This is a genomic window from Streptomyces sp. NBC_01017, assembly GCF_045162795.1.
Taxonomy (GTDB): domain Bacteria; phylum Actinomycetota; class Actinomycetes; order Streptomycetales; family Streptomycetaceae; genus Streptomyces; species Streptomyces machairae.
The window spans coordinates 8,862,916-8,888,866 of the sequence record NZ_CP108683.1 but is presented as its reverse complement, the minus strand read 5'-3'; the positions used below and the strand labels follow the sequence as shown (position 1 = coordinate 8,888,866).

The 25,951-nt window shown below is 68.2% G+C and carries 20 protein-coding genes and 2 pseudogenes; 13 read left to right on the top strand and 9 right to left on the bottom strand.

Annotated features, from left to right (window positions below; genetic code table 11):
• Window positions 1-52 precede the first annotated feature (52 nt).
• Window positions 53-1,606 carry a PH domain-containing protein gene (locus OG331_RS40770; RefSeq protein ID WP_406206364.1) on the top strand — a complete coding sequence of 518 codons (1,554 nt, stop codon included), beginning with the start codon at window positions 53-55 and terminating at the stop codon, window positions 1,604-1,606.
• A gap of 286 nt (window positions 1,607-1,892) precedes the next feature.
• On the opposite strand, the gene OG331_RS40765 is transcribed toward OG331_RS40770, so the two are convergent.
• Both OG331_RS40765 and OG331_RS40760 read right to left on the bottom strand, forming a co-directional pair.
• Window positions 1,893-2,156 carry a hypothetical protein gene (locus OG331_RS40765; protein WP_406206361.1) on the bottom strand — a complete coding sequence of 88 codons (264 nt, stop codon included), beginning with the start codon at window positions 2,154-2,156 and terminating at the stop codon, window positions 1,893-1,895.
• 155 nt (window positions 2,157-2,311) lie between these two features.
• Window positions 2,312-8,566 (bottom strand): DNRLRE domain-containing protein, encoded by a 6,255-nt coding sequence (locus OG331_RS40760; protein ID WP_406210639.1) that lies wholly within the window; start codon window positions 8,564-8,566, stop codon window positions 2,312-2,314.
• Between the two features lie 289 nt (window positions 8,567-8,855).
• Here OG331_RS40760 and OG331_RS40755 point away from each other — a divergent pair, with 289 nt between their 5' ends.
• A complete protein-coding gene (locus OG331_RS40755; protein ID WP_406206359.1) occupies window positions 8,856-10,019 on the top strand; it encodes a sensor histidine kinase in 1,164 nt (387 codons plus the stop codon).
• On the opposite strand, the gene OG331_RS40750 is transcribed toward OG331_RS40755, so the two are convergent.
• Window positions 9,960-10,562, bottom strand: a complete 603-nt coding sequence (locus OG331_RS40750; RefSeq protein ID WP_406206356.1) for a response regulator — start codon at window positions 10,560-10,562, stop codon at window positions 9,960-9,962. The two genes, OG331_RS40755 and OG331_RS40750, sit on opposite strands and share 60 nt — an antisense overlap.
• A 590-nt stretch (window positions 10,563-11,152) precedes the next feature.
• Between OG331_RS40750 and OG331_RS40745 the strand changes: the two genes are divergently transcribed.
• From OG331_RS40745 to OG331_RS40735, 3 genes and pseudogenes are all read left to right on the top strand, one after another.
• Window positions 11,153-12,220 carry a TerC family protein gene (locus OG331_RS40745; RefSeq protein WP_406206353.1) on the top strand — a complete coding sequence of 356 codons (1,068 nt, stop codon included), beginning with the start codon at window positions 11,153-11,155 and terminating at the stop codon, window positions 12,218-12,220.
• Between the two features lie 137 nt (window positions 12,221-12,357).
• The gene (locus OG331_RS40740; protein WP_406206350.1) at window positions 12,358-12,486 is read left to right on the top strand and encodes a hypothetical protein; all 129 of its coding nucleotides are present in this window, start codon (window positions 12,358-12,360) and stop codon (window positions 12,484-12,486) included.
• Between the two features lie 283 nt (window positions 12,487-12,769).
• Window positions 12,770-12,910 (top strand): annotated as a pseudogene (locus OG331_RS40735) (amidinotransferase); the annotation flags it as partial.
• A gap of 171 nt (window positions 12,911-13,081) precedes the next feature.
• Here OG331_RS40735 and OG331_RS40730 read toward each other — a convergent pair.
• Window positions 13,082-14,104: a hemolysin family protein gene (locus OG331_RS40730; RefSeq protein WP_406206347.1), complete on the bottom strand. Its 1,023-nt coding sequence runs from the start codon at window positions 14,102-14,104 to the stop codon at window positions 13,082-13,084.
• Complete coding sequence (locus OG331_RS40725) at window positions 14,101-15,447, bottom strand: hemolysin family protein (RefSeq protein WP_406206344.1); 1,347 nt, start codon at window positions 15,445-15,447, stop codon at window positions 14,101-14,103. Before OG331_RS40725 ends, OG331_RS40730 begins: the two co-directional genes overlap by 4 nt.
• Window positions 15,448-15,828: 381 nt before the next feature.
• Between OG331_RS40725 and OG331_RS40720 the strand changes: the two genes are divergently transcribed.
• On the top strand, window positions 15,829-16,809 hold the full coding sequence (locus tag OG331_RS40720) for a sporulation protein (protein WP_406206341.1): 981 nt from the start codon (window positions 15,829-15,831) through the stop codon (window positions 16,807-16,809).
• Window positions 16,810-16,960: 151 nt separating this feature from the next.
• On the top strand, window positions 16,961-17,416 hold the full coding sequence (locus OG331_RS40715; protein WP_406206338.1) for a tellurite resistance TerB family protein: 456 nt from the start codon (window positions 16,961-16,963) through the stop codon (window positions 17,414-17,416).
• A 630-nt stretch (window positions 17,417-18,046) separates the two neighbouring features.
• Here the strand turns inward: OG331_RS40715 and OG331_RS40710 are convergent.
• Both OG331_RS40710 and OG331_RS40705 read right to left on the bottom strand, forming a co-directional pair.
• Complete coding sequence (locus OG331_RS40710) at window positions 18,047-18,979, bottom strand: M56 family metallopeptidase (protein ID WP_406206335.1); 933 nt, start codon at window positions 18,977-18,979, stop codon at window positions 18,047-18,049.
• A 6-nt stretch (window positions 18,980-18,985) separates the two neighbouring features.
• Window positions 18,986-19,375 (bottom strand): BlaI/MecI/CopY family transcriptional regulator, encoded by a 390-nt coding sequence (locus OG331_RS40705; RefSeq protein WP_406206332.1) that lies wholly within the window; start codon window positions 19,373-19,375, stop codon window positions 18,986-18,988.
• A gap of 200 nt (window positions 19,376-19,575) precedes the next feature.
• Here OG331_RS40705 and OG331_RS40700 point away from each other — a divergent pair.
• From OG331_RS40700 to OG331_RS40675, 6 genes and pseudogenes are all read left to right on the top strand, one after another.
• Window positions 19,576-19,828: pseudogene (locus tag OG331_RS40700) on the top strand (GlsB/YeaQ/YmgE family stress response membrane protein).
• Window positions 19,829-19,983: 155 nt separating this feature from the next.
• A complete protein-coding gene (locus tag OG331_RS40695; protein ID WP_328878779.1) occupies window positions 19,984-20,559 on the top strand; it encodes a TerD family protein in 576 nt (191 codons plus the stop codon).
• Window positions 20,560-20,680: 121 nt separating this feature from the next.
• Window positions 20,681-21,325, top strand: coding sequence for a hypothetical protein (locus tag OG331_RS40690; protein ID WP_406206329.1), 645 nt, complete (start codon window positions 20,681-20,683; stop codon window positions 21,323-21,325).
• Between the two features lie 69 nt (window positions 21,326-21,394).
• Complete coding sequence (locus OG331_RS40685) at window positions 21,395-21,979, top strand: TerD family protein (protein WP_406206326.1); 585 nt, start codon at window positions 21,395-21,397, stop codon at window positions 21,977-21,979.
• A 159-nt stretch (window positions 21,980-22,138) separates the two neighbouring features.
• Window positions 22,139-22,441, top strand: a complete 303-nt coding sequence (locus OG331_RS40680; RefSeq protein ID WP_406206323.1) for a twin-arginine translocase TatA/TatE family subunit — start codon at window positions 22,139-22,141, stop codon at window positions 22,439-22,441.
• A 452-nt stretch (window positions 22,442-22,893) separates the two neighbouring features.
• Window positions 22,894-23,808: a transposase family protein gene (locus tag OG331_RS40675; RefSeq protein WP_406210635.1), complete on the top strand. Its 915-nt coding sequence runs from the start codon at window positions 22,894-22,896 to the stop codon at window positions 23,806-23,808.
• Window positions 23,809-24,018: 210 nt separating this feature from the next.
• Here OG331_RS40675 and OG331_RS40670 read toward each other — a convergent pair whose 3' ends face one another.
• Window positions 24,019-25,128, bottom strand: a complete 1,110-nt coding sequence (locus OG331_RS40670) for an SPFH domain-containing protein (RefSeq protein ID WP_406206320.1) — start codon at window positions 25,126-25,128, stop codon at window positions 24,019-24,021.
• A gap of 31 nt (window positions 25,129-25,159) precedes the next feature.
• On the bottom strand, window positions 25,160-25,597 hold the full coding sequence (locus tag OG331_RS40665) for an NfeD family protein (RefSeq protein ID WP_406206317.1): 438 nt from the start codon (window positions 25,595-25,597) through the stop codon (window positions 25,160-25,162).
• Between the last annotated feature and the right edge of the window lie 354 nt (window positions 25,598-25,951).

Below are 25,951 nucleotides of genomic sequence, written 5' to 3'. Positions count from 1 at the left end.
TGCCGCACACCGCACATGCGCATGCGATTGCGCGGCTGGCAGGATCATCCGCATGTCCGAAGCGCCCGACATGACCTGCCGTCCCCTCATCCGCCGCCCCGGCCGGGTCTTCGCCGGATTCGGCGCCGTGGTCGGGGTCTGGGCGTTCCTGACGGTGCTGCTGTCCACCGAACGCTGGGGCAAGTGGTTCGTCCTGTGGATGACCGTCGGCCTGACGGTAGTGCTGACAGCCATTCTGGTGCTCCTCTGGGCCACAGCTGAGGTGCGCGCCGACGCGTACGGCGTGCGCTCCCGGATGATGCTGCGCCGCCGCAACGTGCCGTGGAGCGAAGTCGCGGACCTGCACATACGACTGCAGCGTGTACGCAACGGCGAAGTGCGTCGCGTCGACCTGGTGCTGCGCGGCGGACGCAAGCTGCGCCTGCCCCTGCCGCAGACCGCGAAATACGACGACCCGGCGTTCGACTCGGAGGTGGAGGCGCTCCGAGCACTGCACCGCTGCTACGGCACGCCGGAGTCGACGCATCTCCCCGTCGTGTCGTACCGCACCGCCGGGCGTGGCCGGCGCTGGTTGATGGCCTTGTGCCTGCTGCTGCTCGCAGGTGCGGGTCTGGCCGCGTGGTCCGTGCCGAGCGCCAATGCGCAGAAGCGGGCTTGGGAGGCGGCCGTGCCATGTGCCGCCGAGACGCCCGCAGCGGTGCGCGGCGAGTGCCTGACCACCGTGCCGGCCGTGATCGCGCGGGCCGAGCCCGAGGGGGGCAAGAAGCCCAGCTGGCTGTACTTCGCTGACGCCGAGCCGGTGCGGCGAGTCAGGGTCTCGTACGAAGGCGCCCAGGGGTTCGCGGCCGGTGACCGGGCCGAGGTGACCTTCTGGCGTGGTCAAATCAGAGTGGTCGCCGGCGAACGGCACGTCTGGCGCGAACACATGACGCCCGCCGGTGACGTGGCCGTCATCGCGGCCGGGCTGGCCGTGGGCGCGGCGTACCCGGGAGCCCTGATGCTGATGCGCCGGAGCGGGCGCCGCCTGGCTGACGACGAGGTGCTCCCGTCGGCACTGCCGTTAGCGGGCGTTCTGGTCGCTACCGCCGTATGGCTGCTGCCGCTGTGCTACCTCCACCCCACCACCCTGTTCTCATCGCGCACGCCGATCACGTGGTGGGCAGCGGGCTCGCTGGTCAGCCTGAGCCTGTTCGCCTGGGCGTGGCGCGCTACACGTATCCGTACACCGGGGGAGGCGGGAGCGGCCCAGACACCGCCCGTGCGGGGAGAGGTGTTCCTGGCCGCCCGCTTCCTGGACCATACCGACTACAACCCGCACGGCTTCGGCACCCACATCGTCCTCGGCGACGGCCCGCCCGCGGTGGTGCCTCACGGCGGCCCCGGCCGGTTCGCGGCGAAGCCGATCCCGGTGGAACGGCTTACCGCCGTGAACGTGAGGCGCGCGCGGGGCGATGAGGAGGCGATCAGCAGAAGCTGGCACGTCGCCGAACTCGACGACGCGGGCGCCCCGGTCCGCCTGGCAGCGGCTCCGGCCGACCTGACCCGAATGCTGCGCGAGCTGGGCCTCGGGTACAACCCCGCACCCACCGCCCGCCGCGAGCTCTGACGGGAGCGGCTGCAATGGTGGTCGCGGTGGCACTGTGACCAGGCGATCCGGCAGGCCGTACTGGATCACCGTCCCTGTGACCTGGGGCTGGCCGGGCAGTTGTGGTTGCGCGTCGGAGCGGGAGATCTGATCACAAAGCTGTACCCGGTGCGGCTCACCGAGCAGACGAGATCTCATACACCCGAAGATTCTTGTGCGCGTTCTTACACGAATGTACGCAGCATGAATTGGCGCGCTCTCACGTAGATGAGCGCGCGATAGAGAACTACCGACTTCCGTTGATCTTCTATACGGAAGGGCCGAGTTCGCGCCTGCGGCGGCTACCGCGAATCTCCCGGAAAGACAGAAGGACGACTGCCAGGTTCAGGGGGAAAGAGATGGCGTTCGCCACCTCTGAAATGTCGAACGCCCGCAGCAGGCTGGCCGCGGCAGCGATCAGGAAAAGGGAGAGCGGCAGAAGCCTGCGCCAGGTTGGGATGTCCTGCATCCGGGCGATAGTGACGGAGCACCACAGAGTGAGACAGAAGAAGGCGATCCCGAAAGCGATCACTGCGGGAAGCATAGAGATATCTCCACAAAAGTGGCCAAGGCCCGAGCGGTGAACAAACCGGCCTGCGGCAGTGCGGGTGGGACAAGGAGGTGGTGCTCCGCGACCAATGTCGCGGAGCACCACTTTATGCTCTACAGATGATCAGGCTGCAGAAGTCAGCCCTTCGTATAGACGATGCGATAGCTGGACACGTAGCGCCATGATGTTCTCGTCCAGCTCCAGCCTCCGGTCCGTGTCCATTTGATACCGGTCCATTTGATCCGGTACGTAGTGCGGTCACGGTAGGAGTACTGCCAGTGCGTTTCGAAGGTCGCCAGGATCTTCTGCCGGCCCCAGCCGTACCAGGCCACGACCTTGCACTTGAAGATGTACTGCTTGCGGTAGCGGTACTGCCGCTTCCACGCGCTGATGGGCACCGGGCCGTAGTCACCGCTCAGGACGTCCATGTACCAGTGCCAGCTGACGTTCTGCCAACCGCTGTAGCTCCAGCGCGTGGTGCGCAGGACCGTGGTGTAACTGCGGCCGGTCCAGGCGTGCTTGGGCACACGACAGGTCGCGCAGCCGGTGACGTCCTCGTTGTTGACGGGGTCGGCGCACGCGTAGTCGTAGGCGTTGCAGCTGCCACCCGGCAGCGGGTCGGCGGACAGGAAGCGGCCGGTCGCCGGGTTGTACAGGCGGACACCCATCAGGGTGAGGCCGGTGAGGGTCTCCCCGGACCGGTGCATTCCGCCGTGCCAGCCGTAGCGGACCGTGCTGGAGGTGTTGGCGCGGTTGCCGTACTCGTCGGTGGTGAGAACGGTGGGGGCCTGACCGGCGGTGGTGGGCAGTTGCATCACCACGTCGCCGTGCAGGTTGACGAGTTGCAGGACGGGTGAGCCGGTCTTGGCGGTGGTCGCCACCAGTTGACCGTCGAATCCGTTCACGTTACGGGTGACCGTGCCGGTGGCGGTGTCCTCCACGGTCCAGCGCGGGGTGTCCGCGTCGGAGCTGTAGTGGTGGAGCTTGGACTGGGTCTGTGTCCAGGTGCCCGAGGCGTTGGATTCCACCGTCGAGCCGCGGAAGCGCAGCTGGGAGTCGAGAGTCCAGGTCTGTCGCTGAGTGCCCGCGGTCTGCTGACGCACCAGGTCGTTGGTGTAGTAGGCCAGCGTGGTCCCGGGCGCGGCGGCGGTGCGGCCGAAGGTGTCGTAGGCGTAGCCGGAGTCAACCAGACGGTCGGCGCTGTCGTAAGTGTGGCTGGTGGTCGTGGCGCCGGTCGTGGTGCAAGCCAAGCCGGGCTCGGCGGCGGCGGTGGCAAGGGTCTTGCGGTTGGAGTTCTGGTCGAAGGTGTAGCTTCGGGTGACGCAGACACTGTCGACGGTGTCGTCCTCCGCCCGGACGAGCCGGCCGGCCTTGTCGTACCGGTAGGTCTGGCTGGAGGTCTGGCCCAGCGAGCCGGTATAGGAGGAACGCTGGCCGTGGACGGTGGGAATGAGGGTCTCCGAGAAGAGCACCTCGCCGTCACTGTCTCGGGTGTACGTCCGCTCCATGGCCATGCCGGCCGGGTTGGTGCTCTGGCTCATGGTGTAGCCACCCGGCAGCTTCTGGGAGCGCACCTGCCCGTCGGCGTCGTAGCGCACGCTGAACGTGCCCGCCACGGAGTCCGTGATCGACGTGGGAAGACCGCGTGGGTCAACGCTCGCGTCGTACGCGTAACTCGTGCTGGACGGCACATTGTCGCTGACGAGGACCGCGTGGCCCTCGGCGTCGTACTGGCTGGTGGTGACGCCTCCGTCGGCGTCGGTGTAGGAGACGAGGCGGCCGAGCTTGTCGTACGCCTTCTTGATCGTTCCGCCGCCGGTGGAGGTGATCTCGGCCACCTTGCCGCTGACCGGGTCGTAAGTCGTGGTGACCGCGGGGACGGCCGTGCCAGTACCCCCCGAGATCGTCACGGTCTTCGTGCGGCCCGCGTCGTCGTAATCGGTGGTCTTCACCCGAGTGGTTCCGTTGGCGGTCTCCGTGAGCTTGGCGGTCTCGACCCACCGGTCGTACTCGGCGGTCGTGGTCGCCAGCTGGCTCGGGTTGGAGCCCCCTCCGGTGATCGCCGCCGCGGGTCGGGTGCGGCACACTTCGTCGGCCCACTCGGGGCGGCCACCGCAGACGCCGGTGCCGTCGCCGGTGTAGTAGTCCGTGATCAGCGTGCCGGCGTCGGACCCGGTTGAGGTGGGCAGGCTGCGCGTGATCTGCCGCCCTGCGGTGTCGTAGGTGGCCTTCTCGGTGATGGCCAGGCCGCCCGGGTCCTGGATGGTGCTGGTGGGCTCGCCAACCACCCAGTCGTACACACTCTGGGTGACGCGGACATCGGCCGTCAGCGTCGGCCAGTTGCGCGGCTGACCGCCTTCGGTGCGCTTGGTGACCTTGTCCGAGACGGTCGCAGTGCCGTCGGTCGGACGGCCGTTGTCGTACTCGTTCACGGTGCGGTGGCGCACGATTGCCTGGTCACCTGCGGCCAGAACGGTGGTGGTGCCGTCCTTGAGCTCCGCGTCCAGGGCTACCCGGTGCAGCGGGCCGAGCGTCTCCACCTCACGGGAGCCGTCAGCGTTGTAGATGCCGCGGTTGGACAGCAGCTCGGCTCGCTCCGCCGCCGGTATACCGGCGATGCCGAGGTCGGCCAGCTGGGCCTTGTCGGCGTCGGTCGTTCCCAGCGCCAGCGCGCGGTTGGCTGCGGACAGCTCCCGGACGGCGTTGCCGAATTGGTCGTACTCGGTCGTGGTGATGTTCTTGGCGGCGTCCAGAGTGTTGACCTCACGCCCGGGGGCGTTGAGGTAATGCACCATGGCCCGCCCGTAGTCGCCCGCTGCGAGCGAGGCACCGCTGTGCGAGGCCGGGACCGAACCCGTCGGGAAGACCGCGGTGGCGTCCGAAGGAGCGTCGAGCTGTCCCCATGCCGCTACGTCGCCGGTTCCCATGGCCTGAGGGGCCTTGGCACCGGTGAGCGGTACGCCGTACACGACCGACGTCTGGGCCGTACCGCCGTCCAGCTCGATGGCGGAGCCTGCCTTGAGCGTCGGACGGGATGCCTTGAGCAGCATTCCTTCGCCGGACACTGGATCGGTGCCGACCTTGCCGTAGGTGAACGTCCAGGCAAGCTGGTCCGGCGGCGTGAACTGGGTGACCCGGCCGGCGGAGTCGTAGGCGTAGGTCGTCTTCAGCGCCGGGGAGATCCTGGGGTCCCAGGTCTCACGCAGACGTCCGGCGTCGTCGTAGGAGTACTTCGCCACGCTCGTCGCGGTGGACGCGGTGGCGCCGGGGCTGGTCGCCCAAGCGCGGATCTCGGACACCTGGTCCTTCACGTTCCCGAAGGCCGTGGCGGTGGCGGTGGTCGAGGCCGCGTAGACGAACTCCAGGACGCGGCATCCCCGGGTTGCGGGGTTCGCCTCGCAGGTTGCCAGGGTGACCGCGCTGGTGGCGGCGATCACGCGCTTGGGGCGGGCGAGGACCTTGCCGTCGACGGTAACCGCCTCGGAGATGACCTCGGTCGTGGAGTTGGCCTGTCCATCGACCAGGGACCGGGAAACCGTCCAGGCATCGGCGGACGTGTTGACCTGGCTGAAGGTGGTGACGTTGGCCTCGGTGTCAGAGAGGGTGAAGTCGCCGCTGGTGAAGTTGCCCTTCAGCGTCAGGTTTTCGGCACCCGGTTCAGGGATCCAGCCGGTCTTGGCCGAGTTGGCGGAGAAGGCGATCGTCTCCCCGTCGGCGGTGACGATGTCGAGCGAGGACGCCGAGGTCTTCCGCAGCTCGGAGTAGTCGGACTGGACGGCCTGCGCGACCGTGCCGGCCACCCACTCCTTGCCGAAGATGGCCGCCTGTCCGTCCTGTGCCGCACCGGCCTGCGGGGTGCGGGAGGACGCGCTGCGCGTCACCGTCATGTCGAGCACGGACACATCGGTGCCGGACAGGGTGTAGTCGCCTGTGAGGAGGTTCAGCGAGCCGGGCCCGACCTCACTGGCGGCGGCGCCGTCGGCGTTGCGGTCCACGACGACGGCGAGAGGCTGCGTCGCGCCGGAGGCTCCGTTGGGACCGGTGAAGTCGGCCTTGATCTGGATGGAACCGTCCGGGTCGACGGTGTCCGTCGTGTTCCACACGAGCGCGGCGTTCTTACCGCCCGTCAGCGGAACCGGCCATGCCGTGAGCGCGGCGCCGCCGGAGGTGACGTCACCGGCGGGGATCTTCACCCAGTCATCGGCTTCGGAGCGGCGCCAGGAGAAGGACACGGCATCGTACTTGCCCGCCTCCGCCTCGGCGATCAGCGGGAGCCGGCGCGCGGTGCGCTCACCGTCGGACGGCTGGATGAAGCCTCCGGGGCCGGCGTGGAAGGTGTACTGGGCGGGTTCGGACTTGTTGTCCGCCTTGTCGACGGACCGCACCTGCAGGGTCTGGGTGCCGTCCTTCGGCGGAGTGATGGAGAGGGCCTTGTTCGCAGTGGAACCGCCGGTGGCCACCTTGGTCCAGGTCACCCCGTCCAGCGACCACTCCAGCCAGTTGTGGTCCGCGGCAGGAGGCGTGACCGTGAATGTACCGGCCTGTCCTGCGCCCTTGACCCACTGAGCCGACGGATAGTCCGTCGATGTGATGTTGGTCGGGGCGGAGGGAGCCTTGGTGTCGACGGTGAACGTCTTCCACGCCGACCAGCCGACGTTGAAGTGCGTCCCGTCGTACGGCGAGGTCCGGAACTTGTACGTCTTGCCGTCAGTCAGTACGCCGGACGCGACCGTGACCTCGGCGACCTGGCCGGAGGGAACCCACGGGGAGACCAGGTACTCGCCGACCTTGGTGTCGGTCGCCGAATCCCGCACCTCGAAGGTGCCGTTGACCTTGTCGCCGTTGGCGTCCACGAAGGTGTCGCGCAGCGTGGGGGTGGTGGTGTCGACGACGTAGGCACCGTTGTAGGAGAAGTACGGTGGGCCCGCCTCCTGCTTCGTGCCGGTACGCGGCCGGTAGTTGTAGTTCACCACCAGCTTCGGCGGGTTGGAGGCCGCGTTGGCGGAGTTGACCCGCTTCCACTGGGCCACGATCGACTCGTCCGTGGCGCGGATGCCCATGTGGCCGCGGGTGGCCTTGGCAGAGGCCCACTCCTGCACCAGGGTCGTCACGTCGGCGTTGATCCAGCCGTCTGGCTGCGTGGTGCACCCCGCGTTGCCGCGGGTCTCGGTCGAAGTGGCCTTCTTCGCCGTCATGGTCGGGCGGTTGGTCCACCGGCTGGAGGTGGATGCGGCGCCGGAGGACCACACCTCCCAGGGGTAGAGCTTGCAGTCGGTGTTACCCGAGTGGAAGTTCCACAGGGACAGCTTCGCGTCCGAGATGAGCGCGTCCTGGATCGGCGAGGTGTTCCAGGAGATGAAGGACTGCGCCGTGCGCGGCGTGCCGTCCGCGTTCTTCGTACCGGGGTTGCCGAGGTCCAGTTCGGTGTCGGCGGACCAGTCCACCGTCTCGCCCTGCTGCACGTAGGTGTCGAAGACGTTGGACAGCGATGACGTCGAGGGGTCGACGGTGACCGGATAGGTGGTGTCAGGGTCGGCGAGGAACTTCGCGTCCGGGGTGATCACCAGATCGACCGACGAGCCCTTTTGCACGACCTTCATGCCGACCTTGGCGCGGTTGGTGTGCTCACCGGACCGCTTGTCGACGGTGGCGTCCCACATCACTGGGGCCGGCATGACGGCGTGCTTCTTGTTCTTCTTGTCAGTGAACAGGATGCTGCCGTCTTTGAGCTGCTTCGCCTTCAGGCCCTTGGCCTTCAGGGGCAGCGTGTAGGAGTAACCGCCCTCTGCGGGGCGCTCCTTGATCTCGACGTACTGCTCGAAGCCGGTCCGCGTGGCCTCCACGACCACGTCCGCGCCGGGAACGGCGTTGACGTACTCGGCACGCGTCCCGGCGAGCTTCGGTTTCGGCAGCCCGCCCTTCCACTGCAAGGTGATCTGCTGATCGCCTTCGCCGAGCGTGACCAGGTCGGTTGCCTTGGCCTCACGCGCAGCCTTCAGCGACTTGGCAGGAGTTCCGGTCTTGCCGGCCAGTCGCAACCCGTCCGGGTGCGCTTTCGGCTCCACGCCGCCGGCGACTTCCTGCAACTCGACATCGACATCGGTCCACTGACCGTCCTGTTGGAACCGGACCGGCCCTGCCGCCATCTCACTGGTCAGACTGCCGTCCTTGTTGACCCAGGTGGTCGACGTCTCGGTGCGCTCGCTCAGGGCCTCCACGCGGTGCCCGTAGAGCCGGGCGGCGATGCGGGCCGACGGTATGTCGTCGGCCTGATTGACAGCTGGTTTCTTAGGCTTAGCTTCCTTCACCTGCTGACTCTGAGCAGCGAAGGTGAGGGCCACGGCGTCGCCTGTGTTGGCGACCAGGAGAGCTGTTTCGGCGGCCAGCAGCATCGCGGCAGCCGCGGCGATCGGTGGCAAGGCCCGTCTGCAGCGGTGGAAAGCGAGCACAGAGCCCCGTATTCGGGGCACGGCGTGTCTCATCGATTGGCATCCCTCGTGGATCAGGACATGGGGGGCGCCCGATCCGACCACTTCCACGGTCGCGAAAGAAGTGAGATCTTCACCAATCCCCTGCACAACCCTTTGCTGCGCTGCACGGTCGTACGTGGACGGTGAGGTATGCCCATCACCGGGCATGCCTGGAAAGCCGAGAGCGCAGGCCATGGAACGGGGGAACGGTGTGGGTCATCGCATCAGGCTGAGTCAGGCCACCGGAATCGCGTCACTGTCCCTGACAGTCCTGGTCGCGGGCTCGCTCACCTTGCTGGCCGTGGACGTGCTGGCGCAGCCCCTGAGCAAGGGAACACTGATCACCGGGCTCATCTTGATGATCTTGCTGCCCGGAGTACTGCTGGGCCAGTACGCGCCACCTCCTTACCGTCTCCCCTACCGGTGGCGCTGGGGACTGCTCGGCCTGCAGGCGGTGCTCACCTATCTGCCTGTCCTCGTCTTCGAGTACTCGTGGCTGAGTCTCTTGGGATTCCTCGCGGGTGCCGTGCTGCTGACGGTGCCTCGACCGGCTTCGATCGTCATCGCGGCAGCGGTGGCAGCGAGCGGCCCTCTGCTCGTGAACAGCAGTCTGGTGACCGCGCAGAGCGGCAGTATGAGCGTGCTGGTGTCGACCGTCGTCACCGGCAGCAGCGTGTACGCGGTGGTCCACCTCACCCTGCTCGCTGCGCGGCTTCAAGCCTCACACAGTCAGGCAGGGCGGCTCGGTGAGCACCGCGAACGGGTCCGCATCACGCAGGACCTGCATGACCTGGTGGGTTCGTCACTCGTCTCCATCGCCGTGCAGAGCGAGCAAGCCCTCGCCCGGACTGTGAGCGACGCACCAGGTCACCAGGCGCTGACCGACATCGCCGCGCTGGCACGACGCACCCACCAGGAGATACGAAGCATCACTGGGCATAGGATCGCCGCCGATCTGCACACGGAAGTCGCGCATGCCCAGAATCTGTTGTCCCCTGCGGGGATCGCCACGCGCACAACTCTGCCGGCCGGGCTGGATCTCGGCGGGCCCACGGCCAATTGCATGAGTGCTGTCCTGCGCGAGGGCATCGGGAACGTGCTGCGGCACAGCCAGGCGTCGCGTTGCGAGATCGAGGTGACGACCCAGGTTTCTCGGGTGCAACTGTCCATCGACAACGACGGCGTTCTGCCGAGCGTAGAGGACGCCGATCAGGGCAGTGGACTGGTGAACATGCGATTCCGAGTCCTGGCACTCGGCGGAACCCTCGGCACGAAATCCTGCGGCGGACGCTTCATCCTGACCGTCGAACTTCCCCTAGATCCAGCCGTGACGCTCGGCGATACGAATCGCGTCCACCAGGGTGCGGGCGTGTAGTTTGCCCACGGCGGCCGAAAGTCGATTGCGTACGGTACCCACGCTGAGGAACAGATCGCTGGCGATCGCCCGTGTGTCCGCACCACTCGCGGCCAGCCTGAGTACCTCCGCCTCGCGCGGGGTCAACGGAGTCATCAATTCCGCCAAGTCTGCGAGCTCCGGCGGGTCGATCACCCGACCGCCTGCGGCGACCGTGCGCACCGCCTCCGCGAGTCCCTTCGGCGAGATGCTCTTCAGCAGGTGCCCCGCCGCCCCCGCGTCCAAGGCTCTCCGCACATGGCCGGGCCGGTCCAGAGCCGTGAGCATGACGGTACGGCAGGCCGGCGCCCGCTCGGCAAGCTCACACGCCAGAGCCAGCCCGTCCATACCCGGCAGATCGATGTCGAGCAGGGCGACATCCGGAGCCACATGTTCGATGGCATTCAAGGCATCGACCGCGTCGGCTGCCTGGGCGACGACCTCCATGCCGAACTCTCCGTCGAGAAGAGCTACCAGGCCTGCCCGGATCACCTGCATGTCTTCTACGACGAGGACCTTGATCACGCCGTGAATCGTCCAGTCCGCTTGGCACGAGCGCATTGCCAGCTCTCGGCAACGTTGACTTCTCTTGATTGCCTGTGCCCGGCAGAGCTTGAGATGGCCCGCCCCGAAGTGCAGTTCGCCAAGGTGGTGGCGCCGATGCGGCGCCGTGGTGGCGACGTTCAGCGGGGCCGCCCCCTGTCGGCTTCCGCTGGCGGCCGTGTCTTGCTGGTACGCCCGCGGCCAACGGTGAATCGGCGGGTAGTTCGCCGCTGAGGATCGAGGCCCGGCTCCCATGGATCTCGGCACGACTGGTTTCCGTGCCGTCGACAAGCAGCTCGACCACTCAATCATGGCCGCCATCGAGGGTCACGGTCATCGCGTGGCCCATGGCGTCAAGGTGAGATCGGTGACTCCTCCCGATCACAAGTCTCCCTGGCGGATCCGCCACCTCTACGCCGAGCGTGCCCCCGCTCCCCCATCTCGACCTCTGTACAAGAGCGAGGCTGGTGACCTGCTCCGCCTCCGCGCTGGTGTCGCCGGACGCAGTCAAATGCCGCAGACTCCCGTATAAGGGCTCGTATCAGCGTGGGCCGCTGAGAAGGTGACGGGTTGTGCTTGACGTCCCGTTCTGGCTGTGGGGAGCCTTCGCCGCGACGGTGGTGGTGTCGCTGGCGGTGGACCTGCTGGCCCACCGCACCGCGCACGTCATCGGCTTCAAGGAAGCTGCCGCGTGGAGCGCCCTGTGGGTGAGCCTCGCTCTGATCTTCGGCGGCGTCGTCTTCCTCGTCCTCGGCACGACGGCCGGCACCGAGTACACCACCGCGTGGCTGCTGGAGAAGAGCCTGTCGGTGGACAACCTGTTCGTCTTCGCCGTGATCTTCGCCTACTTCAAGGTGCCTCGCGCCTACCAGCACCGGGTCCTGTTCTTCGGCGTGATCGGCGCACTGGTCTTCCGCGGGATCTTCCTCTCCCTCGGTGTCGCCGTCGTCAGCCGCTTCACCGCGGTGCTGTTCGCCTTCGCCGCCGTCCTCTTCTACAGCACCTACAAGCTCCTCAAGGACGAGGAGGAGAGCTTCGACCCCGGCAAGAGCTTCGCTGTGCGCATGCTCCGCAAGATCATGCCGGTCCGGGACGAGTACGCCGACGCGAAGTTCTTCGTCAAGGAGGCCAGCAAGCGCGTGGCCACCCCACTCCTCGCGGTGGTCGCCGCGATCGAGGCCGCCGACCTGATCTTCGCCGTCGACAGCGTGCCCGCCGTCCTCGCCGTCAGCGACGACGCCTTCATCGTCTACACCAGCAACGCGTTCGCCATCCTGGGCCTACGTGCCCTGTACTTCATGCTCGCGGGCCTGCTGGACCGCTTCCACTATCTGAACATGGGCCTCGCGATCATCCTGGCCTTCATCGGCGTCAAGCTCATTCTCCAGGCGTCCCACAAGGTGATCAGTCCCAGCATCCCGGAGATACCCTCACCGATCAGCTTGGCGGTCATCGTCGTTGTTCTGGCCGCTTCCGTCGTGTTCAGCCTGCGGCGGCCCGTCCCGCCCCATCTGGCTACTGCAGCTCAGGATGAGAAGGCACCCTCCCTGTCAGACGCGCCATCCGAGAACCCGGGACCCGCTGGCGCACATGCTGAGCAGGACCAGCAGCCGGATGATCCGCCCCGGCCGGCGCAGTGATCAACGCGGCGGTGAGCAGCCTGTGGCCCATCCCTTTCCCCGTCCACACAGCCTATTGTTAAAGAATGAGCAAAGCCGCGCATGAGACGAGTCCCCGAGGGACGCTTGTGTGCCCGGTCTGCAAGCAGCCCCTCGATATGACCATCAAGAGACGGCACAAGACTCTCGGGATCTTCGTGCCGGTGTGGGGCCCGGGCCCCTGCCACAACCCCGAGTGCCCCGATCACCTGGAGCAGCCAGAGCACAGCAACCACCAGGACCACTGACCTCCAGGCAGGACGCCAGGCCCAGGGCCGCCGATCGCGGCCGGGGGCTGGGGACTCACGGTGGGCCTCCGAATCCCGCGCTCGTCGCGGACGGTGATCAACCTGACAGCCCCAGCAGTACGCGAGAAAGTGGGAGGCGAAGTGACAGAGCACCCAGGCCGGCGATTCCTCGGTTCTGGGGACGGCGACGCCCACTCGATCTCGGTCATGTGCAAACTCCGGGACTGGGTGAGTGCCCGGCCGCACGGCCGCTATGCCCTGAGTGGGCAGCGCATTGCGCGTGATGTCCGCGCTATCGGCCACGATTTACAACCGTGCGGAGCCTCTGGTTTCGCCGGTCAATTCACACAACGAGTGGGACCCGCTGGAAGAGATCATCGTCGGACGCCTCGACGGCGCGACGATCCCCTCCAAGCATCCGGTCGCGGCCCACGTACGCCTTTTCTTCCGCCGTCGCACCCACCGCCCCGGTACATCGGACGCGACGCCAGCAACGACCGGGCCTTAGCCCACCTGACCGCAAGGAGCCTGCCATGCTGCCGGTGCACCTCAACATCGCGGTCACGCTGACCGGCTACCTCCTCGTCATGGGCTATCAGGCTGTGGCCGGCGCCGGGCCGACCAGTTCGGACAGAACGTCCTCCATGGTCACGAAGCCAAGGACCGCTCCCCCTTCGCCGGTCACGGCGGCCAAGTGGCTGCCGTCGGCGCGCAGGGCGGTCAGGGTGTCGTCCAGCGGCGTGTCGATGCGGACCCGGGTGACGGGGTGCAGGGCACCGTGCGGGAACGGCTGGTCGCGGTCGGCGATGCCGAGGGTGTCCTTGATGTGCAGGTAGCCCAGCAAGGTGCCGTTCGGGCCGGTGACAGGGAAGCGCGAGTAGCCAACTGCGGCGGCCGTCCGCTCCAGTTCGGCCGGGGTGATGGTGTGGTCGACGGTGTGCATCCGCTGGGCGGGGACGAGGATTTCGCCGACCGGGCGGGTGCCCAGTTCCAGCGCATCGCGCAGCCGTTCACCGTCGGCGCGGGAGAGCAGTCCGGCCGCGCTGGAGTCGAGGACCATGCGGGCGAGTTGGTCATCGGTGAAGACCGACTCCACCTCGTCCTTCGGTTCCACCCGTAGCAGCTTCAACAGGATGTTCGCGAAGGCGTTGATGCCGAACACGACCGGGCGCAGCGCTCGAGTGAGGGCCACCATTGGCGGGCCGAGCAGCAGGGCCGTCCCGACCGGCGCTGCCAGCGCGATGTTCTTCGGAACCATCTCGCCGATCAGCATGTGCAGATACGTCGCCACGCTGAGCGCGATGACGAACGCGATCGGGTGCACCAAGCCGTGCGGGATGTGGGCCGTCTCGAAGGCGGGCTCCAGCAGGTGGGCGATGGCCGGTTCGGCGACCGCGCCCAGCACCAGCGAGGAGACGGTGATGCCGAGCTGGGCGGTGGCCATCATCGCGGAGAGGTGCTCCAGGGCCCACATGGTCATCCGGGCCCGCGCATGGCCCTGCTTTGCGCGGGGCTCGATCTGGCTGCGGCGCACGGAGATCAGGGCGAACTCGGCCCCGACGAAGAAGGCGTTGGTCAGCAGGGTCAGGGCGCCGATGGCGAGCTGCAGCACGGTCATCGGGACTCCTCCCCCGTCGCTCCCGCCTGGACCGGGATCTGGGCGGGCTCGGTGATACGGACACGGTCGGCGCGGTGGTGGTCGACGTCGAGGACATCCATGCGCCAACCGTCGTCCAGTTCCAGGACGTCCCCCTTGGCGGGGATGCGCGCGAGGCGGGTGGCGACCAGACCGGCCACGGTCTCGTACGGGCCGTCCGGTGCCGTCAGTCCTATCGCGGCGAGCTGGTCGATGCGGACGGAGCCGTCCGCCTCCCATGCCGCGCGGCCGTCGGCTGCGGCCTGTGCGGTCTGCAGGTCCGGCACCTCGAAGGGGTCGTGCTCGTCGCGGACCTCGCCGACGACCTCCTCGACGATGTCCTCCATCGTCGCCACGCCCGCCGTGCCGCCGTACTCGTCGATGACCACGGCCATGGTGCGGGTGGAGCGCAACCGCTCCAGCAGCCGGTCGGCGGTGAGGCTGTCGGGAACCAGCAGGGGCTCAGTGGCCAGTTCGGTGACCGGAGTGACCGCGCGCTTCTCCGGGGCCAGCGCGAGCACGTCCCGGATGTGGACGGTGCCGATGACCTCGTCCAGGCTGTCGCGGTAGACCGGGAAGCGGGACAGGCCGGTGGCGTGGGTGAGGTTCGCCGCGTCCGCGGCCGTGGCGTGCGCTTCGAGGGCCTTGACGTCGACCCGCGGGGTCATCACGTTCTCGGCGGTCAGCTCGCCCAGGTGCAGCGTGCGTACGAAGAGTTCGGCGGAGTCGGCCTCCAGCGCGCCTTCGGCGGCGGAGTGCTGGGCGAGCGCGACCAGTTCCTCGGGGCTGCGGGCGGAGGCCAGCTCCTCGGCGGGCTCCAGGCCGAAGCGGCGTACGAAACGGTTGGCGGTGTTGTTCAGGTGTCGGATGAACGGGCCGAAGGCGGCCGTGAAGCCGCGCTGCGGGCCGGCCACCACCTTGGCGACGGCGAGCGGGCGGGAGATCGCCCAGTTCTTCGGCACCAGCTCGCCGACCACCATCAGCACCACGGTCGACACGGCCACACCCAGCACGGTCGCGACGGAGGATGCCGCGCCGCCGAGGCCGACCGCATCCAGCGGCCCGCGTAGCAGCGCCGCGAGCGATGGCTCGGCGAGCATGCCGATCACCAGCGAGGTGACGGTGATGCCAAGCTGGGCGCCGGACAGCTGAACGGTCAGATGGCGTACGGCCTTCAGCGCGCCTTCGGCGCCGCGTTCGCCCGCCGCGGCGGCCCGCTCCAGGTCACCGCGCTCGACGGTGGTCAGGGAAAACTCGGCGGCGACGAAGAGTGCGCAGGCCAGTGTGAGAAGGAGGGCCAGCAGGAGCAGCAGGACCTCGGTCACCGTGCCACCCCCGTTCCCTCAAGTCTGTGACCTGGGCAGGGCATGGCACGGCCGGTACTGGGAGGCTCACCCATTGCGGGACTCTGGCTCCTTTTCGGGACGACGTCTTCGGTAGACGGGTCGGTTCGGTGCGACAGGTCGGGAGGGTGTCAGCCCTCTCTCCCCCATGGTAAAGGTCAAGCAAAGCCGGCCGGTCAAGTCCTTGGCGGCCGCGAGTTTGAGGCGGTTTTCGGACTTTCCCGCATCCGGGGTGGTGACGCCGCCTTCGGCGGGTCCGTCCACCCTATGCTTCTACTCGCGTGTAGAGAACGCCCGGGCCTGCCGGGTTGTTCCACGCGACAGACGCGCATGACGGACGCATGTAAAGGAGTGGACGCCGCGATGGTGTTCAAACGGCTGCTTGGTTCGCTCGGCGTGGGCGGGCCCACGGTGGACACAGTCCTCACGCCGGGCCCGACCCGGCCGGGCGGCAGTCTGTCGGGGGAGGTCCGCCTCAAGGGCGGCGACGCCGACTTCGGCATCGAGCAGATCACCCTGGAACTGGTGGCTCGGGTGGAGGCCGAGCACGACGACGGGGAGAGCGAGGGTGTCGTTATCTTCGACCGGTTCACCGTGGGCGGGGGCTTCCGGCTCGCGGCAGGTGAGGAGCGCGGCATGGCGTTCGCGGTGACGCTGCCGTGGGAGACCCCGGTCACCGAGCTGTACGGCCAGCCGCTGGGCATCGTGCTCGGCGTGCGCACCGAGCTGGCGGTGGCCGGCGCGAAGGACAAGGGCGACCTCGACCAGCTGACCGTGGGCCCGCTGCCCGCGCAGGAGGCGATCCTGGAGGCCCTCGGGCAGCTCGGGTTCGGCTTCCGCTCCGCCGACCTGGAGTACGGCCGCATCAGCGGCACCGGGCAACAGCTGCCCTTCTACCAGGAGATCGAACTCACCCCGGCCCCGCAGTACGCGCACCAGGTCAACGAGATCGAGCTGACCTTCCTCTCGAACCCCGCCAGCGTCGAGGTGATCCTGGAGGCCGACAAGCGTGGCGATTTCTTCACCGGAGGGCACGATGCGCTGACCCGCTTCACGGTCGGACACCACGACGTACGGGACTGGAACACCGAAGTCGACGGCTGGATCCGGCACCTGGTCGAGCACCGGGCGTCGTACGGCTCTCACTCCGCGTACGGCCACAGCGGGCACAACGGGCACGACGACCACCACCACAACGGGCACCGCTCTGGACCCGGCATGGGCACCGCCGTCGCAGCGGGTGCGGCCGGGCTCGCGATCGGCGTCGTCGGCGGCATGGTGGCTGCCGAAGTCGTCGACGAGGTCGGGGACTTCTTCGAGGGCGACGAGGAAGAAGAGAGCTGATGCCCCCCGACAGCACCCGGTAAAGGATGCGCAGCAGGGTGCGGAGCGGCTCTCCGCTTCGCACCCTGCTGGTAGCTTCTACGTTGCTGTAGAAGAAATGCTGTCCGGAGCGCCTCCGTCCGGGCATCCTTCCGACACGTACGGAGTTCTCATGGCCCTGTGGGACCGCCTCAAGGAGTCCGCATCGCAGATGCAGACCCAGCTCACTGCGAAGAAGAACGACCTCAAGGGCGGCGCCTTCCGCGACGCGAGCATGGCCATGTGCGCGCTCGTCGCCGCCGCCGACGGCACCGTCGACCCCTCCGAACGGCAGCGGGTGGCGCAGCTGATCGCCTCCAACGAGGTGCTGCAGAACTTCGACGCCATGGACCTGCAGCGGCGCTTCGAGGACAACCTCAACAAGCTCACCACCGACTTCGACTTCGGCAAGGTCAGCGTCCTTCAGGAGATCGCCAAGGCGAAGAAGAAGCCCGCCGAGGCGCGTGCCGTCATCCAGATCGGCATCGTCATCGGCGGCACCGGCGGCGACTTCGACAAGGACGAGCAGGCTGTGGTCCGAGAGGCGTGCTTCACTCTCGACCTGCCGCCGCACGAGTTCGATCTCTGACCAACAAACGGCACATGTGCCGGGCCGGCACCCAGGGGCCGCCGCCCGGCACACCGCCCGTCCGCACGGCCGCGATCCCGGCCAGCGCCGGACGCTGGCCAGCATCGTGCTCTCGGCCCCCTGCAGGAGCCGATCCCCCCGCCCGGTCACGGCGGGCCACCACGAGGACCGGCGTCGCCCCCCTGGAGCTTCTCCCCCAGGGAGGCCTTCCATTCAGCCTCGGCCGCCTCCGGGCCGTTTGCCGGAGCGGATGGGGAGCCGAGGCGCCGACAGCGGTTCTCCCACGTCCACGTCGGCCGCGAAGAGCCGATCGGCCACATTCTCGTCAGCCGCGCACTCCTGGACCGCACTGTCCGGCCTCCGGCTCCGGCGCGACCAATGCCTCAGCCAGCTCCGCCTGCTCGAACTCCTCGGCGTCGACATAAGACGAATCCGCTGGGGCAGAACTGAATCGGCAACCTGCCAAGTATGGGGCGAGACGGGACGGAGACGGGCCCGGGCTCGCCCTGGCGAGCATTCTGACCGACTGTCTGGTGCTGTTCGTCCGTCTTCGGGCGTCGCCCCATGGAAAGGCTCGTCACCAGACTCTCGATGCTTCGGGCCTATGCCTGACCGAACTGCCCCTGCGGGTCAGAGGGGCGTCGCCGCATGCAGGATGAGGACCATCGTCACGGCGGAGTTCGCTGACGACATTGCTGATACAGCGGTTCCCGCGGCCGCACCCCACGCGGCAAGGCCCACCGACGTGAACACCGACGGCCAGCTGCGCACCACCGGAGCGGGCCCGAGCAGGGCCGCCACCCGGCGCGGCACCGGCCCGGGTGCCGCGAGCCCCGCGAATGTGGGCACCGGCGTCCCGCGCGACACGAGGGCCGCCTTGCCGATCGCGCACGCAACGGCCCGCCGACTGCCGACCGCCCGGGCCGCTTCCTCGTCCGCCCATCGCTCCGCGGTGTACGACACCGCCGTACGCAGTGGCCGCAGGAAAGGGTTGGCGCGCGCGGCCAGTTGAACGGTGAGCAGGAAGCGGTGGTGCCGGGCGGTCAGATGCGCCCGCTCATGGGCGAACAGCGCCCGGCGCTCATCCGGTTCCAGGCAGTCCAGCAGGGCCGTGGTCACCACCACCCGGTCCCGTCGGCCGCCCGGCAGCGCGTACGCGTACGGGACGCCATCGGGCAGGACGGCCACTTCCGTACCCGGCAGCCCTGCCAGCGCGTGGTGGGCGCGCCGTCGCACCCGGCCGTGCCGCCACAAGGTCCGGCCGCAGGCCACGATCACCGCGACGAGCGCGGGGATGGCCGCCTTGCCCGCGACCTCGTCGTACGGGACCGCCTCGCGCACCTCGGGGTCCGACCAGCCGTCCGGCAGGGGGTTGCCGGGCAGCTGGGCGGTGCCGACCACCATGACCAGCCCCAGGCACACCGTGCTGCACGTGCCCATCACCGCGGCCACTCCGGTCAGCAGCCGCGTCGCGGTCCTTGGATGCAGACGCTGCTCGGCGAGGCGCGCGATCGGCCACGCCGTTAACGGCAGGACCAGCGGCAGAAAGACGAAGACCCCCATGAGATGTCAGTCTTCCCCTTCGCTCAGCGGCTGACCCAGCAGTTCGCGCAGCAGCCGCTCGTCGTCAGGGCCGAGGCCGGTGACGAAGCTGGCCAGCACCGCTTCCCGGTCGTTCTCGGCGTCCAGCACCCGGCGCATCTTCCCGGCGGCCAGGCCCGCCTGGTCCGACGTGGGCGTCCAGGCGAAGGAACGGCCCGCCTGCTCCCGTGTGACCGCCCCCTTGGCCAGCAGCCGGGTCAGGATCGTGATCACCGTCGTATAGGCAAGATCCCCGCCCAGACGCTCCTGCACCCAGCCCGCGGTCGCCGGACCATCCGCCTCGGCGAGCGCCGACAGGACCTGTGCCTCCAGCTCGCCCTGCCCCCGCCGCCGGGGACGCTGCCGGTGATCCGTCACACCCTGCCTCCCTTCCGCCATCATCCCGTTTCCCGGGCGGACATCGTATAGACGCCCGGAGCAACTCCGTGCCTCCCAAGGAGTCCGCACCAGCCCACCACCAAATCCTCTACATAATTGTAGAAGCTACGGTGCTCGGCACCGCCCGCCAGAAGCCAGGACAGTCGGGCTGGCCGAAGGGAACAAGATAAACGGGTGTCATCGCATGGCTGATTCCGGGCCTTCCCGCCGGCGCGATCGCCAAGGCCCGCCTGCCCGGGATCCGCGGGACTGTATCGACACGACGGTCATCGGCATCGCCGGCGCCTTCGCGGGCGGCTGGCTGTCGCCGGAGCCCCTCGACTAGCGGTGCAGCGGGAGTTCTTCGACGCCGCGAGCTGGGGCTCGGCCATCGCCGGTGCACTCGCGCTGCTGATCGGCCACCGCCTGCCGTTCGGCAACTCACAGGACTGACAGACCGCTTCGGGGCCAGTGCCCCGCAGATGGGTCACGCTCGCTGCGTCTGCCGCCCGGCCCCGCCATCCTTTCACTGTCTCTACAGTGCTGTAGATTCTTGATCCGGGTCCGCGCCGCGGACCGTGACCGCACCCGCCGAGAAGGAGTACGTCGTGGGAGTTTCCCTGTCCAAGGGTGGCAATGTCTCGCTCAGCAAGGAGGCACCGGGCCTGACCGCCGTCCTGGTCGGCCTGGGCTGGGACGTGCGCACGACCACAGGCACCGACTACGACCTCGACGCCTCCGCGCTGCTCCTCGACGCCTCCGGGAAGGTCCCGTCGGACCAGCACTTCGTCTTCTTCAACAATCTGAAGAGCCCGGACGGTTCGGTCGAGCACACCGGGGACAACCTCACCGGTGAGGGCGAGGGTGACGACGAGGTCGTCAAGGTGAACCTCGCGGCCGTACCGGCCGAGGTCGACCGGATCGTCTTCCCAGTGTCCATCCACGACGCCGAGAACCGTGGCCACAGCTTCGGCCAGGTCCGAGGGGCCTTCATCCGCGTCGTCAACCAGGCCGGCGGAGCCGAGATCGCCCGCTACGACCTGTCCGAGGACGCCGCCACCGAGACCGCGATGGTCTTCGGCGAGCTCTACCGCAACGGCCCGGAGTGGAAGTTCCGCGCGGTCGGCCAGGGATACGCCTCCGGCCTGGCCGGCATCGCCTCCGACTTCGGCGTCAACGTCTGACACGGACCGACATGACACCACCGGACCTGTCGCTCAGGACAGGACCGGTGGTCGCGCCGTCGAAGCAGTCCCACACCGCGGCTCCCTCTGCGACCGCCTCAGCAACCAACGAGGAGACCACGTGGCCGGCCTGCACCGCCTCCGCCCGGAGGACCGCGCGGACTTCGAAGCGGTACTGCATCTCGCACTGAGCACCGCGGACATCCGCGCAGCCCTCCTCGCCGACCCCACCGGCCACGCGGCCAGGTATCTCCGCGCCCACGCCCTCGACGCCGCCGACGAGATCACGGCGGAGGCGGGCGATGCCTACGACACGTACCTCGCCGTACGATCGTCCGCCCCGCACGGTCCGGAGCACCCGCCGAGCAAAGCCACCCTGTTGTCGGCGCTCAGCGTGCTCACGCCGCTGGTGGCCGCCACGTCCGCGGCTATCCTGCTCCTGCTCGGCTACGTTCTCCAACTCGCCGAGATATCAGGCAGCTTGCCCGCCTCACTCGTCACCGCGGGCTGGGTGCTCGCGCTCATCGCGGCGGTGAGCACCCTGCTCGCCCTGACCGCCCTCCTGCGCACGGCCCTACAGCAACGACACGGTATCCCCTCAGCCGACCGCCTGGAACAGGCACGGATCACCTGGCAACAGGCGCTACTCGACCGCGGAATGCTGCCCCACCTGAGACGCCGCATCAGCGAGGACCCACTCCTTCGCGCCACGCTCCCAAAGCCCTCACCCGCTGGCCCCGACGACACCGTCCGGCCCATCCCCTGACGCCACCCGCCGCCTCAACGCGCGACAGAGCCCTACACAAGAGCCGTACGCACCCGAAGGAGCACCCCCATGTCGGTCGATCTGAGCAAGGGCCAGCAGATCAGCCTCACCAAATCCGACGGCAGCAGCCTGACCTCCGTACGCATGGGCCTCGGCTGGCAGGCCGCACCACGCAAAGGCTTCCTGGCCAAGCTCACTGGAGGCAGTGAGATCGACCTGGACGCCTCCGCCGTACTGTTCACCTCCGGGCGGATCGCTGACGTCATCTTCTTCCAGCACCTGACCAGCGACGACGGTTCGGTCCGGCACACCGGAGACAACCTCACCGGCGGCGCCGGCGCCGGAGGCGACGACGAGGCCATCCTCGTAGACCTGGCCAGGGTCCCCGCCCACATCGACCAGATCGTCTTCACCGTGAACTCCTTCACCGGCCAGACGTTCACCCAAGTGCAGAACGCCTTCTGCCGCCTCGTCGACGAGACCACGGGAACCGAGCTGGCCCGCTACACACTCACCGGCGGCGGCAACCACACGGCCCAGATCATGGCGAAGGTCCACCGCAGCGGCAGCGGCTGGCAGATGAAGGCCATCGGCGAACCCGCCGTCGGCCGCACGTTCCAGGACCTGCTGCCGTCGATCTCTCCCCACCTGTAATCGCGGCCCCAGCCGTATGCGCGGCTTGCGCAGCCTCCCAGCCACTCCGGCTCACGGTGGCCGACACCAAACCCGGACAGCGACACCGTCGTCCCCCCGCCGCTCGATATGCTCGCGCCGCGCCCGGCCCGGGCCCTGAAAGAGAAAGCCAGGACCTGCATGTTCGGACTGAGCGAACTCGCCGTCATCCTCATCGTCGTCATAGCCGTCCTCGCGGCCAAGAAGCTCCCCGAACTCGCCCGCTCCGCAGGCAAGTCGGCCCGCATCCTCAAAGCCGAGGCCCGTGCCATGAAGGAGGAGCGCGCCAGCACCGGGGAACAGACCGTGGCCGGAGAAGGGGCGGCACCCCGCGTCATCCCGGGCGAGGCTCTGGCTCCCTCCAATGACACAGCCCCGCCCACGCCCCCACAGTCCCCTCAACCCGGGCACCCGGCGTCCGAGCCGCCCCAGGCCAGAGACTGAGGCCGCTACGGCAAGGCCGCACACCGCAGCATCAGCCGACAGGCACCAGGCCGCCGGGAGGATCTGGTGCGAAAACGCGCAGCAGCATCGGCAGCGAGCGGTGCAGCTCCCGTTCTCCGTAGGCCGGGTGACGGGTCCCGGTATGGAAGTGACTGATCGCCGGGAGTCGAGGCGCCGTGGCGGGCGTCCAGGGACCGTTCGTCGTGGCAGGCCGGAACAGACCTCTCACGGCACACCGCTTCATGCGCGCCTGCGCGAGATCAGCCATGCCGCACCGGTTGCTGCGGCACCGACGGCAATGGCCACACCGAGCTGATGGATGGGCAGGTCTGCACTCCGCCCATCGGTGTTGCTGCTGGCCTTCATGGTCGCCACGAACAGGTAACGAGTTGGTGCGTGATAGCGGGTGAGGCGTCGTGCCTGGTCGGTGGCATGATTCTGGTGTGTCGATCATGGTCAATCGGGCGGTGCTGGCGCATCGGCTGTTCACCGGGATCTCCCGGCGTCATCTCGCGTCTCTGGTCGAGGAGTTGGCGGTGCCGTGGCAGGCCGGTCTCGAGGGCCGCCGGCACGCTGCACGAGGTGGGGCCAGGAAGCGGGCTGCGGGTGCCGGCGCCCGCCACCAGTTGGTGTTCGTCGACCGGCTGGTGGCCACGCTGATCCATCTGCGACACGACCTACCGCACGCGGTGCTGGGGCTGCTGTTCGGCGTCGACCGCTCCACCATCACCCGTGCGATCGCAGAAGTACGCACGCTCCTGGCCGAGCGAGGGTGCGCGGTCCCCGACCGCCCCGGCCTGCGGTTACGGACTCTGGCCGACGTGTTCGCCTACGCCCAGGCCGAAGGCATCGAGCTGCGGCTGGATGCCACCGAGATCCAGGTCCGCCGACCGCCGGCCGGACGTGGCGGCCGGCGCGTGTTCGTGTCTGGGAAGAAGAAGCAGAACACCATGAAGGCCACCGTTATCGCCGACTGGCTTGGCCGCACGTTATGGACCGATGCCCTGCGACCTGGGCGTATGCACGACGCGACGGCTGCCCGCAACGAGGGCATCGCCATCTGCTTCCAGCACTTCCCCGACGTCGAGGTCCTTCTGGACGATGGCTATCTCGGCCTGAGCCGCGACCACCGCGGGCAAGCAATCACACCGCCCAGAAAACCGCGTCCGGGAGCACTGCCCGGCAGAGTTGAACAGTGGGAACGTGACCGCCACGGGCACTCATCCGACCGCATCACCGTCGAACACGCCCTCGCCGATCACAAACGCTGGAAGCAACTGACGCGCTGGACCCACCGCCGCGACCGCCTGCCCGACACCTACCGCGCCATCGCCAGCCTCGTATCCGATCGCACCATCAACGTCTGAAAAACAATCCACGACCAGGCCAAACACGCCCCACCCGCTATCACGCACCAACTCGTAAGTGCTCGCGGGGGGATCAGGAGCGACTGCCGGTCGCGAGCCAGGAGGGGGAAGGCCGGCAGGTCGGCGGCGCGCCGCAGCGGGTCGTCGCCCGTGGCGTCTGTCGCCGCCGCTTCGCGTCACGGCGGTCCTTGCGACAGCCCGAGGGTGGGCTCAATCTCCGGACGTCTGCGCCCGGCGCGGTACCTGGGGCGACATTGCGGCCGCTGCCTCCGCCTTGGCGTCGCTCACTGCGGCGGCGGCCTCCTTCCCGGCCTCGTCAGCAGCCGCCGCCGCGTCCATCGAAACCGCCGAGCCTGCATCGAGCTCTGGAACCCGGCTTTCTTGCGACGTGTCGTCGGCGTCGGCGGTGGCTGCTTCCTCGGGTTGCGCGGGTGTGTGCGAACCCGCAGTCGGCTGGTCGCCGAACGCACGGGTGACGGTCCGCACCGCCTCGGTCAGCTCCCCCGGGATCACCCAGAACGTGTTGTTGTCGCTGCTCGCCAAGTGCGGGAGCGTCTCCAGGTACTTGTAGGCCAGGATCTTCGGGTCGGCATTGTTGCGATGGACAGCCTGGAAGACGAGCTCCACCGCCTTGGCCTCGCCGTCCGCCCGCAAGATCATGGCTTGCTGCGTGCCCTGTGCCTCCAGGATGTCCTTCTGCCTGGTGCCTTCCGCGGTCAGGATCTTGGCCTGCCGCTCCCCTTCGGCGTGCAGGATGGCCGCGCGCTTGTCACGCTCGGCCCGCATCTGCTTCTCCATCGCTTCCTTGATGGTGTGCGGTGGATCGATGGCCTTGATCTCTACGCGGTTGACCCGGATGCCCCACTTGCCGGTGGCATCGTCGAGGACGGCGCGGAGCCGGGAGTTGATCTCCTCACGCGAGGTGAGCGTCTCCTCCAGGTCCATGCTGCCGATGACGTTCCGCAGCGTGGTCACGGTGAGCTGATCGATCGCCTGCAGGTAGTCAGCGACCTCGTAGGCCGCCGCCCGCGGGTCAGTGATCTGGTAGTAGAGCACGGTGTCGATGTTCACCACGAGGTTGTCCTCGGTGATCACCGGCCTGGGATCGGAGGAATAGACCTGCTCACGCACGTCGAGTTTGGTGTTGATGCGGTCCGCCACCGGCACAACGAAGTTCAGGCCGGGTTGCAGCGTCCGGCGATATCGGCCGAACCGCTCGATGTTGTAGCGGCGCGCCTGCGGGACGATCCGCACAGTGGAGGCCACGAGGAAGACGACGACGATGGCCGCCACAAGAGTGAGGATGACAACTGGATCCACAGTGTGCCTCCGTTGCTGTGTGTTCAGCCGTTCACAGAAGGAGCTCGCGGGGGTAGACGATGGCTGTGGCGCCTTCGATCTCCATGACGTCCACCAGCGCTCCCACCGGGATCACAAGGCTCTCGTCGAGGGCGCGGGCGGACCACTCCTCGCCGGAGAGTTTGATCAGGCCGTGGGTTGCGGTGACCTCCTGCATGACCTCGGCCCGCTTGCCGATCAGCGCATCACTGCCCTCGCGTGTGAGGGGCTGCTGTGCCATATGCCGCAGCGCGACCGGACGGACGATGACGAGACCCGCTCCCGCTGCTATCGCGAAGGCAACGAGCTGGCCGAGAACACCGATGCCCACACCAGCGACTACGGCGGCCACCAGCGCAGCGCCCGCCAGCAACCCGAAAACGAGTGTCAGGGTGAAGAACTCCGCGGCACCCAACACCCCGGCGGCGAGCAGCCACAGGAACCACGGCATCAAACCGCCCTCCTTACAGGGGCCTTCTCCACCAAGCTACCTTCCGTGACGCCGGGCAGAACAGACACGGGAGCCGTGGTCCTTGCTCGCCGAGGGGATTGCCCTGGCCCGCCGGGGTACATACGGGCAGCTGAAGGCCGCGCCAGCAGTGCCGGACCGCCGGGCGCCGGGTACGTCAGGACACTGCGCGGTCCCAGCACGTCAGCTGCGGTGCGTGCCTGCGGTAGGTGACACCGTCCAGGACGGGAGCGGTGAGGATGACCATGGGACGCATCGCCGCAGAGCGGGCCACCAGCGCCAAGGCCAGGCCACGCCGTCGCCGGAATTCGCACGGCCGGCGCGGGCGCCCTGGTC